General features: G+C 39.7%; 16 protein-coding genes. 13 read left to right on the forward strand and 3 right to left on the reverse strand.

What is annotated here, in order from left to right; genetic code table 11:
• Window positions 1-2: 2 nt before the first annotated feature.
• The 4 genes from AC3KVK_RS16855 to AC3KVK_RS16870 all read left to right on the forward strand — a co-directional run bounded on the left by AC3KVK_RS16855 (window position 3) and on the right by AC3KVK_RS16870 (window position 2,744).
• Window positions 3-737 (forward strand): 1-(5-phosphoribosyl)-5-[(5-phosphoribosylamino)methylideneamino] imidazole-4-carboxamide isomerase, encoded by a 735-nt coding sequence (locus AC3KVK_RS16855; protein ID WP_490310505.1) that lies wholly within the window; start codon window positions 3-5, stop codon window positions 735-737.
• Complete coding sequence (gene hisF / locus AC3KVK_RS16860; protein ID WP_490310504.1) at window positions 719-1,492, forward strand: imidazole glycerol phosphate synthase subunit HisF; 774 nt, start codon at window positions 719-721, stop codon at window positions 1,490-1,492. Before AC3KVK_RS16855 ends, hisF begins: the two co-directional genes overlap by 19 nt.
• Window positions 1,489-2,100, forward strand: coding sequence for a bifunctional phosphoribosyl-AMP cyclohydrolase/phosphoribosyl-ATP diphosphatase HisIE (gene hisIE, locus AC3KVK_RS16865; protein WP_490310503.1), 612 nt, complete (start codon window positions 1,489-1,491; stop codon window positions 2,098-2,100). Before hisF ends, hisIE begins: the two co-directional genes overlap by 4 nt.
• Window positions 2,101-2,225: 125 nt before the next feature.
• Complete coding sequence (locus AC3KVK_RS16870; RefSeq protein WP_490310502.1) at window positions 2,226-2,744, forward strand: hypothetical protein; 519 nt, start codon at window positions 2,226-2,228, stop codon at window positions 2,742-2,744.
• A gap of 39 nt (window positions 2,745-2,783) precedes the next feature.
• On the opposite strand, the gene AC3KVK_RS16875 is transcribed toward AC3KVK_RS16870, so the two are convergent.
• Together AC3KVK_RS16875 and AC3KVK_RS16880 are read right to left on the reverse strand one after the other, a co-directional pair.
• Entirely contained in the window at window positions 2,784-4,940 is a 2,157-nt protein-coding gene (locus AC3KVK_RS16875; protein ID WP_490310501.1) for a cation:dicarboxylate symporter family transporter, read from the reverse strand.
• Between the two features lie 3 nt (window positions 4,941-4,943).
• A complete protein-coding gene (locus AC3KVK_RS16880) occupies window positions 4,944-5,984 on the reverse strand; it encodes a S1C family serine protease (RefSeq protein ID WP_490310500.1) in 1,041 nt (346 codons plus the stop codon).
• Window positions 5,985-6,087: 103 nt separating this feature from the next.
• On the opposite strand from AC3KVK_RS16880, the gene AC3KVK_RS16885 reads away from it, so the two are divergent.
• Window positions 6,088-6,282 (forward strand): DUF1289 domain-containing protein, encoded by a 195-nt coding sequence (locus AC3KVK_RS16885; RefSeq protein WP_490310499.1) that lies wholly within the window; start codon window positions 6,088-6,090, stop codon window positions 6,280-6,282.
• Between the two features lie 28 nt (window positions 6,283-6,310).
• Here AC3KVK_RS16885 and AC3KVK_RS16890 read toward each other — a convergent pair whose 3' ends face one another.
• Window positions 6,311-8,089 (reverse strand): M61 family metallopeptidase, encoded by a 1,779-nt coding sequence (locus AC3KVK_RS16890; RefSeq protein WP_490310498.1) that lies wholly within the window; start codon window positions 8,087-8,089, stop codon window positions 6,311-6,313.
• Between the two features lie 197 nt (window positions 8,090-8,286).
• On the opposite strand from AC3KVK_RS16890, the gene AC3KVK_RS16895 reads away from it, so the two are divergent.
• The 8 genes from AC3KVK_RS16895 to ilvN all read left to right on the forward strand — a co-directional run bounded on the left by AC3KVK_RS16895 (window position 8,287) and on the right by ilvN (window position 18,011).
• The gene (locus AC3KVK_RS16895; protein WP_490310497.1) at window positions 8,287-9,828 is read left to right on the forward strand and encodes a GGDEF domain-containing protein; all 1,542 of its coding nucleotides are present in this window, start codon (window positions 8,287-8,289) and stop codon (window positions 9,826-9,828) included.
• A gap of 69 nt (window positions 9,829-9,897) precedes the next feature.
• Entirely contained in the window at window positions 9,898-11,250 is a 1,353-nt protein-coding gene (ppnN, locus tag AC3KVK_RS16900) for a nucleotide 5'-monophosphate nucleosidase PpnN (protein ID WP_490310496.1), read from the forward strand.
• Window positions 11,250-12,026 (forward strand): flap endonuclease Xni, encoded by a 777-nt coding sequence (xni, locus tag AC3KVK_RS16905; RefSeq protein ID WP_490310495.1) that lies wholly within the window; start codon window positions 11,250-11,252, stop codon window positions 12,024-12,026. The genes ppnN and xni overlap by 1 nt, the downstream gene beginning before the upstream one ends.
• Before the next feature lie 81 nt (window positions 12,027-12,107).
• Complete coding sequence (locus tag AC3KVK_RS16910) at window positions 12,108-12,494, forward strand: DUF3192 domain-containing protein (RefSeq protein ID WP_490310494.1); 387 nt, start codon at window positions 12,108-12,110, stop codon at window positions 12,492-12,494.
• On the forward strand, window positions 12,491-14,221 hold the full coding sequence (locus AC3KVK_RS16915; protein WP_490310493.1) for a hypothetical protein: 1,731 nt from the start codon (window positions 12,491-12,493) through the stop codon (window positions 14,219-14,221). The genes AC3KVK_RS16910 and AC3KVK_RS16915 overlap by 4 nt, the downstream gene beginning before the upstream one ends.
• Window positions 14,222-14,367: 146 nt before the next feature.
• A complete protein-coding gene (locus tag AC3KVK_RS16920) occupies window positions 14,368-15,375 on the forward strand; it encodes an isocitrate dehydrogenase (RefSeq protein WP_490310492.1) in 1,008 nt (335 codons plus the stop codon).
• A gap of 414 nt (window positions 15,376-15,789) precedes the next feature.
• Complete coding sequence (locus AC3KVK_RS16925; protein WP_490310491.1) at window positions 15,790-17,514, forward strand: acetolactate synthase 3 large subunit; 1,725 nt, start codon at window positions 15,790-15,792, stop codon at window positions 17,512-17,514.
• Complete coding sequence (gene ilvN, locus AC3KVK_RS16930; protein ID WP_490310490.1) at window positions 17,514-18,011, forward strand: acetolactate synthase small subunit; 498 nt, start codon at window positions 17,514-17,516, stop codon at window positions 18,009-18,011. Before AC3KVK_RS16925 ends, ilvN begins: the two co-directional genes overlap by 1 nt.
• The last annotated feature ends 70 nt before the right edge of the window (window positions 18,012-18,081 follow it).

Here is an 18,081-nt window from a genome sequence, read left to right on the forward strand (position 1 = left end):
CTGTGATCATTCCAGCACTAGATGTTTTACAAAACCGAATTGTTCGTCTATATCAAGGCAAGTACGATACTGCGCAATTTTATCCATTTGAATTAAGTGCTCGTTTAGCCGAGTACGCAGGAAGCGGCGCGTCTAAATTACATTTAGTAGACTTAGAGGGCGCTCGTGATCCGAGCAAAAAACAATGGCAACACATTCAAAAAGCATTAGAAGGGCTCAAAGTTCCCTTTCAAATCGGCGGCGGCATTCGAAGCGAATCAGACATCAGCATTTGGCTAGCAGCCGGCGCGAAGCAAGTAGTGATTGGCTCAATGGCGATAGAGAAACGCGAAATAGTCCAAAGTTGGATCAGCCAATTTGGCCCAGAAAAATTTGTAATCGCGCTCGATGTGAACAAGACGAGTAAAGGTTGGCTTCCAGCTACACATGGCTGGATTAATGATGCCGAATATGGATTATTTGAACTGGTTACTTTTTACAAAGATCTCGGCCTAAATGAGTTTTTATGTACGGACATAAGTAAAGACGGCACAATGTCTGGTCCTTCGTTTCCTTTGTATCAAGATTTACTCACTGAATTTCCAGATATTAAAGTTCAAGCTTCCGGTGGTGTCAGTTCATTAGACGATATTTCCAAGTTAACTGCACTGGGTGTCAGCGGTATCATTTTAGGCAAATCGCTATTAGATAACGCATTTAGTGTTGAGGAGGCAATTACATGCTCTCAAAACGCATAATTCCATGCTTAGATGTGAAAAATGGCCAAGTCGTCAAAGGCGTTAAGTTTAAAGAACATGAAATTATTGGCGATATTCTCCCTTTAGCACAAGCATACAGTGATGCTGGTGCAGATGAACTGGTGTTTTATGAGATCAGTGCGAGTGTCGAAAAGCGCTTATTAGATTTAACGTGGGTTGAAACCATCGCTCGGCACATCGATATTCCATTTTGTGTTGCTGGCGGAATTAAATCAGTCAAAGATGCAGGGCGAGTGTTAGAACAAGGCGCCGATAAAGTGAGTATTAACAGCCCAGCGATTGCAAATCCAAATTTAATCAAGGAGTTACATGATGAATTTGGTAAGCAATGCGTTGTAGTGGGAATTGATAGCTTTTACGATAAAGACACTAATCAATATTTGGTCTACCAATTAACCGGTGATCCGAATGCATCTTCTCGCACCCGCTACACCACCCATGATTGGGTCAAGCGAGTGCAAGATTTAGGTGCCGGTGAAATCGTACTAAATTGTATGAACCAAGACGGTGTGCGAAATGGTTATGATCTCGAACAATTAGCTAGCATTCGTGACCTGTGTCATGTGCCTCTCATTGCATCAGGCGGTGCTGGCACCATGCAAGATTTTGTCGACGTGTTTCAACAAGCCAATGTCGATGGTGCACTGGCCGCCAGTGTTTTCCATAAAAAGATTATCGACATTCCCGAATTAAAGCAGTATTTAGCGAATAATCAGGTAGCAACAAGACTATGAAAATCGACATAAGTAATTATCAATCTCTCGACTTTAAAAAAACTGAGCTTATTCCTGCGATTGTGCAAGACTCTGCGACGGGTGTTATTTTAATGCAGGGCTTTATGGATCAAGCTGCCGTAGAAAAAACCTTAAATGACGACAAAGTCACCTTTTACAGTCGCTCGAAACAGCGCCTTTGGACTAAAGGCGAAAGCTCACAAAACTATCTGCACGTGAATGAGGTGCACACAGACTGTGATCGCGATTCGTTATTAGTTTTGGCCACTCCTGATGGGCCAACTTGCCACTTAGGCACGCAAAGTTGCTTTGCAGACGCCGCCCCTGACTTTGCATTTTTAGGTCAACTCGACCGAGTCATCGCCTCTCGTAAAACAGCCTCGGCGGAAACAAGTTATACAGCATCACTCTTTGCTAAAGATATCAGCCGTAGTGCACAAAAAGTCGGAGAAGAAGGGGTAGAAGTGGCGCTCGCGGCCGTTAAGCAAGATAGAGAAGAGTTAATAAATGAATCGGCTGATTTACTTTTTCACCTCTTTGTTCTATTACAAAAGGCAGATGTTCCTGTCACACACGTGATCGATAACCTGCAGCGACGTCATAAATAGGACTAAACAAAAAAGAACGAACGAGTTCAGATAACACGATGACAATTCGTTCTTTTTTTATCAGAGAATAGCTTTTCTGGAATGAGTTCGATATCCTTTATAAAATTCCTATGGATGGTTGATCTATGACACGTTTTATCCCATTGATGAGTTCATTTTTAATATTAAGCGCCTGTAGCGCGACTTTAACGCCCGATCAACAAGCGCAAGTCGATAATCTTTCAGCCTGTGAAAAGTTAAACGCGTTAGTTAAGGGCTATGAAAATCAGTTTACTGGTTTAAAAGCACAAAAAGTAACAAATAAATATGCTGATATCTGGCATGCCAAGTACCAGCTCGTTGGTGACCAATGTCAAATTTCGCAATTTTCTACTAACCAACTCAGCTACCAATGTCAAAAAGGTTTTAACAGCCAAATAGAGGCATTAGAAAGCTACAAAAAAGCTGTCGAATTCACACAATCATGCTTAAGTGAAGATAATTGGGAAATAGAACAACTGGCGACTACCCAATCAGTAAGAACTAATTTTAGGCGAGAAAATTCGCCTGTCGTCTCTATCCATTCGGGTAAAACCTTAGCGAAAATAAACAATACTTGGTCTACGAGTTTCCAAGTTGGGCAACAACCAATAACGGCACATTAAGTCTTCACTTACTAATAAAAAAGGGCGAAGTGCCCTTTTTTATTGTTCCATTACATAGTCGGGTTTTTTTCCTTCAATCCAATAAGTAAATAACTTATCAAATGTACTATTACGTTGCTTCATCAAAATCCAATTTCGCATAAACAACTCGAAGTTCGGATCATGACTAGCTATCGGAAACGCTATTGATACCGGCGGTAAAACGGGTTTGGGAGTGATAACCGTATATTCAGGATATAGCAATGTCCAAGCTGAAGCACTGGCTGCACCAAAGATCATCGCATCGATATGTTGGTAATCTTCTCTAAAAAAGAGTCGAGGGCTGCTTATTTCCCATACTTTTCCCGCTTTAAAGTTCTTCCTGATGATGCTTTGATAAAAGAAAGATTCAGGCACACCGATTATAAAATCTTTTCGCTCTCGGACACTTCGCCAATCGATAAAATCCCCACGACGCATATCTCGAGTTAAAATCGCCAAAGATTGTTCTGTATAAGGGGCTGTTAACGTGTACTTTTGCATGTTGTCGGGAATGAGCGGGATCCCAGTAACAATGTCGAGGTAACCTTGCTCAAGCAGAGCCACGGTTTCTTTGCGATAAATCTTCACAAATTCAGCTTTCACACCTAAATCCGCAGCTAATATCGACAAAATTTCGATATCAAAGCCAACTAGCTTACCTTGCTTATTATGAAATGCATAAGGTAAGTCATCACGATAATAGCCAACCCGAAGAATGCCTCTGTCTTGGATCCGTTTTAAGGTCTCTGTTTGTTTTATAATTGGAATAGTTTTCGGTGGCGATTTCACTTCTAAATGGGCTGCTTGGCTGTATAAAAAATCACGATCAATAAACGCATCATAGCCTTCATAACGATGTGATAAAGCATCAAGTACGAAACTTAGTGCATACAAAAACAAACTGGTAATGATAGGAATAATCACCATCGCTTTAAAAAATGCGCGCCATTTAAACGTGATCTTTTTCACTAAAGTCGCTGTAATTAACAACGTCATAGAAACCGTGAACATCACCGATAACAAGGCTGCTAATCGTCCGACGATTAAATTGTCACTAATAATAAATAATTCGAACATACTGCTCGAAATATTAAATAGTTCAAGTAAATGAGGCATCGCCAAGGTTGTCGAACCAAACAGCTGAACCAAACCTGAAATTATCAGATTGTTATAATCAGTAACTAAGATCTGCTCACCTGAAAACCACGCTGCAAACAGTATAAATACAATCGTCAGTAATTTCCCTCCCGTGGGTAAACTGAAGCTCATCGGTACAATTATTTCAGGGATCAGTGCGATATTTGGCTGAGTTTTTGAGTAATCTTCGATGTACTCTTTGATTTGTGTCGTGATCACTGGCAATACAGCAAAAAAGCTACCCGTAGCAAATGCTGTTATCATCGCTTCTTGCGATATTCTTAATACATCCTTATATCTAGCCGGTGTGAGCGTAGCAACCGCAGCGGGTAACACCACAAAGGTTGTAATAAATACAACCACACATACTACTGAGATATACACAACTAAGCCTGAGATTGCCTCTGCATCGAGGGTTGCCGCGGCTTTTTGGGCGATACAAAAGACCCCTATCGGCGCGGTTTTCATCACTAAAGAACTAATCTTGCCGACAGCCGATTGGAGATCATTGAGCACATCTATAGTTCTCGATTTATTGGGAAGACTTATTAACCCTATTCCCATAAAAACACTGAACAACACAACACTAGGAATAACCGTATTAGCAAAGGCAGCAAAAGGGTTGCTGGGGATAAACAATTTTACATAGTCTACCGTTTCAGAGGTTTTGATAATGCTCGCGCTATAAAAAGAGGAGTTAATCCAATCAGGAAACGCCAACGGCGCCAATAACACAAAGCTCAAGGTTAGCAGTAACAAACCAACGAGGATCCAGCTGCCGTGCTTTAAAATAGCAAGCCCTTGTTCTTTCGATAACGAGCCAACACCACTGATCAAAGATAAAGCAACAAAAGGCAATGCAGTCATTTGTAATAATAAAACAAATGCATTAGATAAAGTATCGGTAGCCGGTAAGGGGGAATCAGTGAATACCCCAATCAACAAACCAAGCCCCATACAGATTAGAATTCGATTGGCTAATGTTAACGAACTTATCCAAGTGAACTTTTCAAAAAAATGACTTACGTTTAAAAACATTGATTAAATTAGCTTAATTCGTTTATTGGGTTTCTCTGCTGACATTTCTATCACAGCACCTTTACGGAGTAACTTAAACGGGATCCGCTCCCCGCCTTTCACTGAGTTTAAATATTGGACTATTCGTTCGTAATTTGACTCTTCACCTGTAATCGTAATTGGGCCAATCGCTAGAATCACGTCTCCACCAATCACAATTGTTTGATTTTGGATTGTCGCTTCAACGACACCAGCTTTAATACCGACTTGATCTGCAAAGCTTTGTTTCGCAACTTTTTCCACCAGCAATCCCGATGATTGTGGCACATTAAATGCCGCAGCCATGCCCGGAGATAACACAGAAAACTCCATCCCAAACCAAATTAATGGCTGGTCGATTAAAATTCGTTTTACCATATTACTACTTGCTGCAAAGCCCAGCCCTTCGTTGCCTCCTGATTTCGTTTCGATATAACTCACGACACCAATTAGTTCGCCTTGGGCATTAAACAGAGGTCCGCCCGAATTACCTTGATTAATCGCTGCATCGGTTTGCAAAAATTCCATTTCTCGATTTCCAAGGCCTGTGTGTGTGCGCTTACCACTGAGGTGACCAACTGTTAGTGTGTGACCCAGCCCATACGGTGTGCCAATCACAAACACTTCTTCACCGATGTCTGTCCGATCTGAGTCCGCCACTTTTACAGCTTTAAAATCATTTTCTTGGGTTAATAGCTTAATTAAAGCAATATCGGCACTTTGGTAAGTCGATAATACTTTTGCTTTAAATTTTCCTTTATTTTTCACATCAACCGTCAGTTCATCAGCACTATTGACAACATGCGCAGCGGTCAGTATCAATCCTTCATTATTAATGATCGTACCTGTACCTAAACTACTCGACGTCATAGTGACTAAATCTGTTCGACCAGGTGTGGCCCGCATTGCTTCAGAATCTGAATAAATAATAACCACTGAGGGGTCAAGTTGTTTATATAGACCGCTAAAATCTTTCGCTATTACGGCTGAGCTCATCATTGAGATAAATAAAATTAAAAAACGCATGCTCTTTCCTTTTTTAAACGAGACGAAAATGGTATCAGTTAGCTTTTGCTTTTAATAGTCAGTTCTTTAGTATGTAAAGTATTACGCACGATTAAGAATCAAAATGAGTAAAAATAAACCAGTTCCACTAAAAACAGCGTGTATTGGCCAGTGTCATCGACTCAAAGGTTATTGTACGGGCTGTGGACGAACAGAAGATGAGATTTATGATTGGATCTTATTGACACAAAAGCAACGTGATGAAATTTTGAAAATGCCTCGCGCAGATTCAGATTACGAAGATAACACTGGGCGATAAGTCTCCAGTGTTATCTTAATTTTCCAAATTAGAGAATCAACGAATGACCTATCCAAGCCTGATAAAGTGCTTTTTGTTGTTCAGTAGGGTTTGCAACAACCTGAATAATCTTTTCTTTGTCTGACTTTCCAGCAAAAGTTAACGTCGTCGTCATCAAGGTATCTCGCCTAAAGAAATCGACTTTAACTGTTTCACCGGGTCGATATTGAGTGAAATAGCCTTTTAAATCTGCAGGTGCTTTTTTTCCATTAATTGCGACGATGATATCTTCAGTCGTTAAGCCTGCTTGCCAAGCGACACCATTTCGTTGTACACCTGTTAGCGTACTTAGTTCACGACCTGAGTGAAAACTCATTTGTGGATCGGCAATCATTTTGTATCCGTTAGGGTACACTAATTCTAAGCCAATCTCATTTAGTAAGGCTTCAAAATCAATTTGAGCGGGTTCAGTGATGTGACTTTGCCACCAGTTGGCGTAATCAACATTTGTTAACGAGTTTAAAATGCCAATCACATCTTGCTCATTGAACCCTTTAGGCAAAGCAAAGTTTTTATAAAGTAGTTGATGTACATCACGATAACTTTTTTCGCCATTTGTGCGTTTTAAAATATCAATATCAAGAGCAAACGAAACCAATGCACCTTCCGAATAAATATTGGTACTGTAGTTACGGCCATGGTCGCCGCCTTGATTAATCCATTTATCAAAACTAGTTTCAGAGGCTGATTGAATAAATCGCCCAGGTGTTGCTAAATGACGATTAATTGATTTGGCCATTTGTTTAAACATTTCTTTTTGCGTCATAATGCCAGCGCGCAACAACACATGCTCTTCTAAATAACTGGTGGATCCTTCTGCTAACCAAAGAAGTTTGGAATAATTTGGATTGATGTAATCATACGGCACCATCCCTTCGGGTCGATATGCTTTAACGTTCCAGGTATGGATAAACTCATGAGCCGCAGTTGAGATAAACCCTAAATAATCATCTCGTTTTTGAAAGCTCTCTCTATGGCGTTGTATAATAGTCGAGTTTAAATGCTCAGTCGCGCCTCGTGCTCCAGAGGTTGCATGAACCATAAATACATAACGTTGATATGGATAATCATGCCAAATTTCAGACCCTGTTTTAACCAATTTTTTAAGATCTGCCAGCATTAATTGCACATCATAATTACCATGCCCCCAAATCACTAACTCATATTGGCGGCTATCGACCGAAAATTCATGCCATTGGTTGATACCTGTTTCGATCGGTGAATCAACTAATACGTCATAATTATCAGCTACAAATTGATGGGCTGTTTGACCCGAGTTCATTCCCGACACACTGCGCCACGTATTAGGCACATTAAGTTTGACTGTTACTGGCTCTTGACGAAAACTCTCGCTATACATAAAAAATCCTGAAGCATCAATAAACGCATGGCTGTCATCGATATGCCTAGAACGAGAGCCTAGCTCATTGGCATACACTTGATAATCCAACGAGACTTCTGTTGGCCGGGTTAAATGAATTCGCCACGTGCTCTTTTCAATTTTTTCCCACTTTAATGGCTGCCCATCTTTATCCGTCGCACTAAATAAACGCACACCATTTGCCATATTAAGGATTTCATACCTGCCTGTGCGCCAAGCCGGTAATTTTACATCTAAAAAAGATTGCGCCGTAGCAGGAAAATTAACGCGGATATCAGATAAATGATGCTCTGGCTGAGTAATTGTCATTTGATAATTAACATCGGCCAGCAGATAAGACGAAAAAACTAACAAGGACACATTGAAAATTGAATGTAATTTAGCCACTTTAGATTCCTATATTCTTAGTATTAAACTAGGGTAACAACTCCATTTTTAATTTGCTAGCTCGATAAAAGCATAGTCAGCGAAACATCCGAGTAAATAGCAGCTATTTATTGACCCAAGGCATGGAGTTCTATCTCTTTTGGCATATAATGTATTAGTATAGAATTATCAGCTGTAATAAAGGATTAATTGGATCAGTGGCAAATCAAACCGAATTAGAGTCTCTACAAAAAAAATTACGATCTGCCGTTAAAAATCGTGATGTCGTCGAACAAGCTCGTCAAAGTCAAGTGAGTTCTCTGGTTCAATTTGTCGCAAAATTATCGCTGACATGTAAAGGATTAGATCTCGAACTCGACAACCGCCTCGCTAAATTTAGGGCAGCCATAAATAAAGGCGTTGATTTTGAGATTTTAAAACCACTTTTAGATGAGATTACCTTACTACTTGCACAACAAGAATTACGCCAATCGGCCAATATTAGAGAATTACATCAAACCGTTAATGATGCAGGTAAGCGGCTGCAACAATCTAAAGGAGTCCCGGATGCATTAAGACGTAGCCTGCGAAATCTACTCACCACTGAATTAGATGACATCAAAGCTACTCAAGATTTTGTTCCTGTACTGTCGCGTTTAGTTGATATTTATCACCAAGTTTTGAATAACAAACATGGTGATATTCAGGCTGAGCCTCAGAGTTTAGCACCTGAATTAGCACAAGAATTACTCAACCTAACCAGCCAACTCGCTTTTGAAGGCAACAATGCCAAAGAAATTGATCGGATTAAGCACCAGATTGCGAGTAATAACCAACTCTCTGTCTTACTCGAATGCTGCATGAATATTATCAGGCTCATCGTTGCAACCATCTCACAAGAAAGACAGTCTGCTCAAACGTTTCTCTTAGCGATCAACGAAACATTGGCGCTACTGCATCAGTCTCTCTTAGATTCGGTAAATCGTTCTCGAGATGTCGGGCATCGAATGGCTGAATTGAACCAACAGATTGATGATAAAATCACGCAACTGAATAATGAAACACAAACGGCAAATTCAGTGACAGAACTAAAGAAGTTAGTCGGTCAAAAACTCGAAGCGCTCACACTTGATATTAAACTCAAAGAAGAGCTCGAAATTCAAGAAAGAGAATCTATCAGTCAATCTCTCAATGTGATGCAAAAGCGCATTGACATCCTCGAAAAAGAAACAAAAACATACCGAGACAGACTCGCCGAACAAAAGTTTAAAAGTCTCCAAGATTCTTTAACTAAATTGCCAAATCGAGCTGCATTTGATGAGCGCTTAGAATTTGAATACCAAAGCTTTAAACGAACTAAAAAAAATCTCTGTTTAGTGGTCATTGATGTAGACCATTTTAAAAGCATTAATGATAACTATGGTCACAGCGCAGGAGATAAAACTTTGCAAGTAATCGCCAGCGCGTTGAAAAAAACAATTAGAACAACGGATTTTATTGCCCGTTTCGGGGGCGAAGAATTTACCTTAATCATGCCGGACTCTGATCTTAATCAAATAATTCAACCACTTGAAAAAATTAGAAAAGGCATTAAGTCAATTCCGTTTCGTTTTAAAGATAAAAGTGTTCAAATAACCATTTCTATTGGTGCTACGCAATTCTTATCAACAGATAGCCCGCAAGAAGTGTTTGACCGCGCAGATGAAGCGCTCTACTCAGCTAAAAATTCGGGTCGAGACCGGTTAGTCATCAAAAAATAAACTTTACCTTCTATTGTATAAAAACTATAGTTAAATTAATTAGTTATTAAGTGATAGAAGGAAATATCCATGTTAGTACAGCTTAATCCCATTGGTAGTTTAGATTTACTTTCTCAAGTCGAAGTTGACTCGTTAACTCGCTCTTCAACATCAGAGTTATATCGATTATTCCGAAATTGTTCGTTAGCCGTACTTAATGTTGGTAGCCACACCGACTCAAGCGAAGAAATTTATAATAAGTTCCATGATTTTGATATCAACTTACTAAGCCGCGAGCGGGGCATCAAAATAGAGCTGATCAATCCACCGAAATCAGCTTTTGTAGATGGGCAAATTATTCGAGGTATCCATGAGCACTTATTTTCTGTGATCCGCGATATATTATTCATTAATAGTAAGTATGATTCTCCAAAAGCACATATCAAAGATTCCGCACATACCACTCATATCGTGTTTGATATGTTGCGTAATGCCAATGCGCTACCTGTTAATACCGATCCAAACATGATTGTTTGTTGGGGCGGTCACTCTATTAATGAAATTGAATACCGCTACACCAAAGAAGTTGGCTATCAATTAGGCTTAAGAGGCTTAAATATTTGTACTGGTTGCGGACCGGGCGCGATGAAAGGGCCAATGAAAGGAGCCACGATCGGTCATGCTAAACAGCGGATCACCGATAACCGTTATTTAGGCTTAACAGAGCCAAGTATCATTGCTGCAGAGCCACCTAACCCAATCGTGAATGAACTGGTTATTTTTCCGGACATTGAAAAGCGCCTTGAAGCTTTTATCCGTGTTGCTCATGGTATTATCATCTTTCCTGGCGGAGCTGGGACAGCTGAAGAATTGTTATATTTATTAGGAATACTGTTACACCCAGATAACGACAAACAGCATTTACCCGTTATTTTAACTGGGCCAAAAGAAAGCCGAGCTTATTTTGATGAAATATGCCGCTTCGTTGAAAAGATTTTAGGAAAAGTCGCGTTAGAAAAATTTGAAGTCATTGTCGGTGATCCTGAAGCTGTCGCGAGATCCCTCAAACAAGGGATGCAAAAAGTCCGAGATTACCGCAAAGAGCAAGGCGATGCCTATCATTTTAATTGGACGCTTAAAATTGAAAATGATTTTCAACAGCCATTTGCGCCAACACACGCTAATATGGCCTCGCTTGATCTTCACCTAGGACAAGCCCCTCAAGCACTCGCTGCAAATCTTCGGCGCGCATTTTCTGGCATTGTCGCTGGAAATGTAAAAGATGAAGGTATCAGAGAAATTAAACAACATGGTCCATTTTTACTATCGGGTGATCAAAGCCTAATGAAAGACATGGATCTGCTACTGCAAGCATTCGTTGAACAAGGTAGAATGAAGTTACCAGGTAGCAAATACATTCCTTGTTATAAAATTAAAACATAATGCCACAAAAATTATTGATAATTGATGCGTTGAATTTGATTCGGCGCATTTTTGCAGTTGATAGCTCGCAGAATCCTGATCCTAATCAAGCAATAAAAAATGCCTGCCGCCGTGTCGAACGTGCCAGTGATAAACTGGTCAAGCTCACGGCTGCCACTCATGCGATTGCCGTATTTGACGGAGAAACAAGCTGGCGACATCATTACTACCCACAATATAAGTCGTCTCGTAATCCTATGCCGACAGAATTAAAGTCGTCACTCGCCCTTTTTCGTCAAAGCTTTAATGATGCAGGCATTCTTAGTTTCACACCCGATAATGATGAAGCTGATGATGTCATTGCCACTTTAGCTAATAAAGCCGCCCAACAACAGATTGACAGCATAATTGTATCAACCGATAAAGGGTTTATTCCTCATTTAGCCACCCACATTCATATTTATGATTATTTTGCGGGGCATTATCTGGATAAAAACATCAGTCACTCAAAATTTGGTGTTCAACAACAGCAGCTGACAGAACTGTGGGGACTTGCGGGCGATAAGACAAATGATATTCCTGGCGTAAAAGGGATCGGGAAGAAAACAGCCCAACAGATAATTAATCAATTTGGAGGCGTGGCGCAAACATTAAAAGACAAAACACTCGACAATCGATATCTTTCTAAACTCGAAAAAAACTTAGAAGACTTTGTGATATCCAAACAATTAGCCACGCTTCGATGTGATATCCATCTTGGCTTCAACCTTAAGTCTATTCGTATTCAAAGGCACTAAACTTAACGGTTGATTTAATATATCATAGTTACATTATTTAAATGTTTGAGATAATCAAGCCATTTATTACAGGTTTTTTGAATGACGAAAAAAATCATTCGTTATATTTTATTAGGCATTGGTCTTTACATTATTTTAGCCACTTTAGTCATCGTGTTTTATCAGGATGATCCTGCTTCTATGAATTGGCGAGACAGAGAATCTTTTAATAATAGATTTATCAGTAAGTTAAATTTAAAAACGCCCACAACTATCGATAATGTTTTTGACCATTTAGGTTCACCCGATCTGACATTTGCTAAAAATGGACACACTGATACCTACCAAATTGTTTTTTATCGTACTCAACATGTAAAATCTGATGGGATTACGACCCAAGACGAATGCACAGGTATTTTATTTAAAAACGGAATGCTTATTGCTTGGGGCCTAGGAGCCTTAGCAACCTATCAGAATGGAGCCATATGACCTCTTTTAATGCGACTGAATTACAACAACTCGTCAATTCAACGCATAATGTGTTACGTTTGTATTATCAAAAAGATAAATGGCCAAAATTGTTCCCATTACTTAGTAAGCTAGCAGAACAATATGATCAAGCTTATCAAGAAAATCCCAGGGCAATGCAAGCTCAGCTCTTGTTTTATATTGCCAAACAAGGTTACACAACCAACCTAATTATTAATCAAACGATAATATGTACTGCCTTAGTCAATGCTCTAGAATTTCATCCAGAAACGAGATATAGCTTAATTGGATGTAATTTAGTTCAGCTAATTTGTGCTCAAAAAGAATCAAACTTATTAGCAAATCAAGAACCTTTATCGTTGCAGAGCCAAAAACTCTGGCTTCAGCGTTATAATTTAGCGAGTAAATTGCTACAAGCCGGGCAAGTCAAAGATCCTATTATTTATGAAGTATTGGATACTTTGAAACAAAGCCAAGAGCGTCTTGCACGAAATCAACTATCTCATCTCGATAATCAATATACGAAAATCATCGCGTTGTGTAATTTTATAGCTAAGAAAGTTACACCTTCAAAATCGTTTCGAGGCCTGCCTTTACATCGTGTTTTGCAATACGGCTACCTCAACTTTCAATGTCACTATCTTCGCTCATTACTTTTAGAGTTAAACGCACATTTACCAGAAATGCTGCCAGGCACTTGCTTTAAAGTCCAAACTGAACGTTTCATGTATGTGTGCCAGCTGCCAAAAGCTCGACACCTCACCTTTAAATTTAATAAGAATGTAGTGAGTGCCGATGGAAAATGGCACCCACTTTCATCAATTCCTGATCAATGCTTATCTCAACAGAGTTGTTATGATCCCAGATTGCTATTTTCTTTGTGGTTTAAACCGCTAGCTCAAGTTGTCGAGCGTTTCATAGAACCGACAGCTATTGGCCTATTGGACTCCAACCAACCGATTAATATAATCGAGCAATTAAATGCTCGGCAACACTGGCAGATTGAACCTCTATTATCCGTATTAGGGAGTGATCCAGACGTTTCGCGAATTTTATGTGACTTTGCAACGCAACAAACCACGCAAACAATCAGCGAATTAAAGCATGCAGTGTTACTACTTGGCCCAACTCGTGTCCCATTAATTGTCCATAAACTAACCCTGCTTAAACAAATTAGTGATTTTAGATCCCCTAACAATAAAAACTTACATGCTAAAATCAACTGTACCGTGTCTTTGATTGAGGCCTTTGCACGACAAGGTTATGATGACTTCGTAGAATACGCGAGCATCTGTTTTCTCGAGGCCGTATTAGCACTGCTAAATAAACATAATGGAAGAATTAGGCATGTCAGTCAGGTTGCTCCATGCAGAGGGCTACAGAGGCTTGAAATCAGCACATTATTAATGCTTGCCCCCCATTCTTCGCTGCCTGATACTATTAAGCTATCTCCTCGTATCCCTCGCAGCTGGCATCAGGCTTTGGCTCGTTTAGCTGATATTAAGACCGTTAAACCTGCAACCGTTTCGCAGGAACTTGCTTGCTTAATCCTTACTATCTCACAGATTAATCAATTATTTAGCGCACAGATAGAACCATGTGCATTGAGTAATGCATTAATTGAACGCTCGAATGCATTACTCAAAACTCAACTTACCCCCAAACAATTGTTATCAGAGCAAGAAAATGATTATGTCCTAGGCATCTCTGCTTGTTGTGCTTTTTAAACTGCTTTATTTCTAGGCAATTAGTGCTATTTATGACGTTAAATCTGGAAAGTTAGCGCCAAAATTGCTATAAAGTGCGATTGAATAGTAATTCGATCAGGATGTATATCAATTCTGATTGTCCCTTATTTCTAAAGGAAATTTAAATGGCTAAGCAAACTATTACCGTTATTAAAGGTGACGGCATCGGCCCAAGTATTATTGATTCTGCAATTGAAATTTTAACTGCAGCTGGCTGTGATTTTGACTACGAATTTGTTGATGCTGGTCTCGCCGCATTAGAAAAAACTGGCGAATTATTGCCTAAAGACACTTTAGACATTATCGAAAAAAATAAAATCACACTCAAAGGCCCACTTACTACACCTGTCGGTGAAGGCTTTACCTCTATCAACGTAACGCTAAGAAAGCAGTTTGGTTTATATGCAAACGTGCGCCCTGTGAAGTCATTTGAAGGCACAAAAGCACGTTATGATAATATTGATATCATCACAGTGCGTGAAAACACACAAGGAATGTATTCTGGTTTAGGTCAAGTAGTCTCTGAAGATGGCAATGAAGCTGAAGCGATGAGTAAAATCACACGTGAAGGCGCTGAAAAAATTGTGAAGTTTGCATACGAATTAGCACGTCGTGAAGGCCGTAAAAAAGTAACCGCAGTCCATAAAGCAAATATATTAAAGTCAACTTCGGGCTTATTCTTAAAAGTTGCACGTGAAATAGCTGAGCAATACCCTGATATTGAATCAGCAGAAATGATTGTTGATGCAACGTGTATGAAATTAGTTATGACCCCAGAAGAATTCGATGTCATTGTAACAACAAACTTATTCGGTGATATCTTATCTGATTTATGTGCTGGGCTTGTAGGTGGTTTAGGTATGGCACCAGGCGCTAATATTGGTGAAAATGCTGCAATTTTCGAAGCTGTACACGGTAGTGCTCCTGATATTGCAGGTAAGAATTTAGCAAACCCTACTTCGGTTATTTTAGCGTCAATTCAAATGTTAGAATACCTAGATATGGGTGATACAGCCGAGCGAATTCGCTCAGCGGTGGCTGATGTAATCAAATCTGGTGACAGAACAACTCGTGATTTAGGTGGCAGCCATGGCACCACTGACTTCACTCAAGCTGTTATTGACCGCTTATAATCAGCTAGCGTGTTAAAAACCCACTTCATGTGGGTTTTTTTATACCTTAAATTCGGCTAAGTTAATTAGGTATATACTCCAACAAATACCAATGATTTAATTAATAAAACCCATAAAAACAAATATTGAGAATAAAAAATGCTTAAAACAAGTAAAAATAAAATTTCTTGGAATAATTATTCGAAAACCAAATGCATTCCCCCCCTTGACATTGAGCCTGAAAATCAATAAAACTACATGTGTTAATAATTAATTAAAAAATAATTACATGAATTTAAATATTGTTGTTCTAGTTGTACTCGTGGTACTGGTCACTGTGGTGATGCCAGCGGGTTAACTTGAGCAGTCAATTATATCTCAAAAAACCCCGCTCAATCAGACGGGGTTTTTTTTTGCATTAACTGAGGAATGAGGATGGAAGAAAATAGCATGTCAGGAGCCGCACTTGTTGTGCGATCCTTAAAAGAACTTGATGTTAAGTATGTGTTTGGCTATCCAGGCGGATCGGTACTTGATATCTATGATGCACTCTTTGTGCAAGACGATGTACAACATATCTTAGTTCGTCATGAACAAGCTGCAACCCACATGGCTGATGGTTATTCTCGAGCAACTGGCGAGGTAGGTGTGGTTCTGGCTACATCTGGACCCGGCGCGACAAACTGTGTTACCGGTATTGCAACAGCTTATATGGATTCAATTCCTATGGTCGTATTGGCAGGCCAAGTTCCGAGTAATTTAATTGGTGATGACGCATTTCAAGAAACAGATATTGTCGGGTGCTCACGCCCTATCGTTAAGCATAGTTTTAACTGCCGCAATGCAGAAGAGATCCCGGCGGTACTAGCAAAAGCGTTTTATATTGCTAAAACAGGTCGCCCTGGCCCTGTCGTTGTTGAGTTACCTAAAGATATTCTCAACCCAGCCTTAAAATTTGACTTTATCATGCCTGATGATATTGCAATACGCTCATATAACCCCAGTAAAAAAGGCCACTCTAAACAAATAAAAAAAGCGGTTGAAGCAATTTTATCAGCTAAAAAGTTAGTTGTTTATTCAGGTGGCGGAATCATTTTATCAGATACGTCTGCGCAACTAACCCAATTGGTCGAATCATTAAATGCCCCAATTACCAATACATTAATGGGGCTTGGTGGGATCTCTGGAATACACCCAAACTTTATTGGCATGCTCGGCATGCACGGCAATCTTGAAGCCAATAAAGCAATGGCAAATGCTGATGTTATTTTGGCATTGGGCGCACGTTTTGACGACCGTGTTACAAATAATGTGAAGAAATTTTGCCCAAGCGCAACCATTGTACATGTTGATGTCGATCCAACATCAATCTCTAAGACAATACCTGCACAGATTCCTGTTGTTGGGGATTTAAAAACTGTTTTATCACAATTACAGCAGGCTCTCGATAACAGTGCCCTCTCTATCGATCGAGCTGCGCAAGAAGATTGGTGGCGAACCATTAATAACTGGCGTGAACAAAAATGCCTCAATTACACTCAAGTTGATGGAAAAATTAAGCCACAAACAGTGATAGAAACGCTGTATAAAGTCACCAATGGTGAAGCTTATATTAGCTCAGATGTTGGGCAGCATCAGATGTTTGCAGCGCAGTATTATCCCTTTGATAAACCAAGGCAATGGATCAATAGTGGCGGCCTAGGAACAATGGGTTTTGGCTTACCTGCCGCTATGGGAGTCAAATTAGCCTTTCCTGATAAAGAATCCATTTGTGTTACAGGTGATGGTTCTATTCAAATGAATATCCAAGAATTATCGACCTGTATGCAATATGGGTTAGCCGTTAAAGTTATTTCTCTCAATAATCGGTCTTTAGGTATGGTCAGACAATGGCAAGACATGATTTATTCTGGCCGTCATTCATCATCTTATATGGAGTCCTTACCAGATTTTGTTAAGTTAGCCGAAAGCTATGGTCATGTTGGGATCCGCGTTGATCATCCTGACCAGCTCGAGGATGCGCTTGCTACTGCAATGGCAATAACTGACCGGTTAGTTTTTGTTGATATCTGTGTCGATGAAACAGAGCACGTCTATCCAATGCAGATCCGTCTAGGCGCCATTGATGACATGTGGTTGAAAAAAGGAGTAAAAGCATAATGAGACGTGTGTTATCGATTTTATTAGAAAATGAACCTGGAGCATTGTCTCGAATTGTCGGGCTATTTTCACAACGCGCTTACAACATTGATAGTTTAACAGTAGGGACGACAGATGATAACTCATTGTCTCGTATCACAATCACAACGGTTGGGGATGATCGTATAATCGAACAAATCACTAAACAGGTGAATAAATTAGTCGATGTATTAAAAATCATAGATCTCACTCAAAGTAATCATATCGAAAAAGAACTATTGCTTATTAAAGTCCGAGCCGCAGATGAAATGAGCCGCGCAGGTGTGACTCGGATCGTCGATATTTTTGGTGGTGCTATATTGGATATGGGTAAAACCTGTTATTCATTACAATTAGTAGGAAGTTCAGAAAAACTAGCCTCATTTATTGACACGCTTCGAAATGAAACAGAAATCGTCGAAGTCGTTCGATCAGGCGCCGTCGGAATTATGCGAGGTGATAAGGCCTTAAGGGCTTAAGGGCTTAAGGGCTTAATTAAAATAAAAAAGGGACTTTCGAGTCCCTTTTTTATTTAACTGCAAAACGTAG

The organism is Pseudoalteromonas sp. J2K-J979 (genome assembly GCF_058169715.2).

Excerpts from the sequence above, each read along its gene's own strand:
- hisF (WP_490310504.1), top strand. The coding sequence starts at position 719 with ATGCTCTCAAAACGCATAATTCCATGCTTAGATGTGAAAAATGGCCAA.
- hisIE (WP_490310503.1), top strand. The coding sequence starts at position 1,489 with ATGAAAATCGACATAAGTAATTATCAATCTCTCGACTTTAAAAAAACT.
- AC3KVK_RS16870 (WP_490310502.1), top strand. The coding sequence starts at position 2,226 with ATGACACGTTTTATCCCATTGATGAGTTCATTTTTAATATTAAGCGCC.
- AC3KVK_RS16875 (WP_490310501.1), bottom strand. The coding sequence starts at position 4,940 with ATGTTTTTAAACGTAAGTCATTTTTTTGAAAAGTTCACTTGGATAAGT.
- AC3KVK_RS16880 (WP_490310500.1), bottom strand. The coding sequence starts at position 5,984 with ATGCGTTTTTTAATTTTATTTATCTCAATGATGAGCTCAGCCGTAATA.
- AC3KVK_RS16885 (WP_490310499.1), top strand. The coding sequence starts at position 6,088 with ATGAGTAAAAATAAACCAGTTCCACTAAAAACAGCGTGTATTGGCCAG.
- ppnN (WP_490310496.1), top strand. The coding sequence starts at position 9,898 with ATGTTAGTACAGCTTAATCCCATTGGTAGTTTAGATTTACTTTCTCAA.
- xni (WP_490310495.1), top strand. The coding sequence starts at position 11,250 with ATGCCACAAAAATTATTGATAATTGATGCGTTGAATTTGATTCGGCGC.
- AC3KVK_RS16910 (WP_490310494.1), top strand. The coding sequence starts at position 12,108 with ATGACGAAAAAAATCATTCGTTATATTTTATTAGGCATTGGTCTTTAC.
- AC3KVK_RS16915 (WP_490310493.1), top strand. The coding sequence starts at position 12,491 with ATGACCTCTTTTAATGCGACTGAATTACAACAACTCGTCAATTCAACG.
- AC3KVK_RS16920 (WP_490310492.1), top strand. The coding sequence starts at position 14,368 with ATGGCTAAGCAAACTATTACCGTTATTAAAGGTGACGGCATCGGCCCA.
- AC3KVK_RS16925 (WP_490310491.1), top strand. The coding sequence starts at position 15,790 with ATGGAAGAAAATAGCATGTCAGGAGCCGCACTTGTTGTGCGATCCTTA.
- ilvN (WP_490310490.1), top strand. The coding sequence starts at position 17,514 with ATGAGACGTGTGTTATCGATTTTATTAGAAAATGAACCTGGAGCATTG.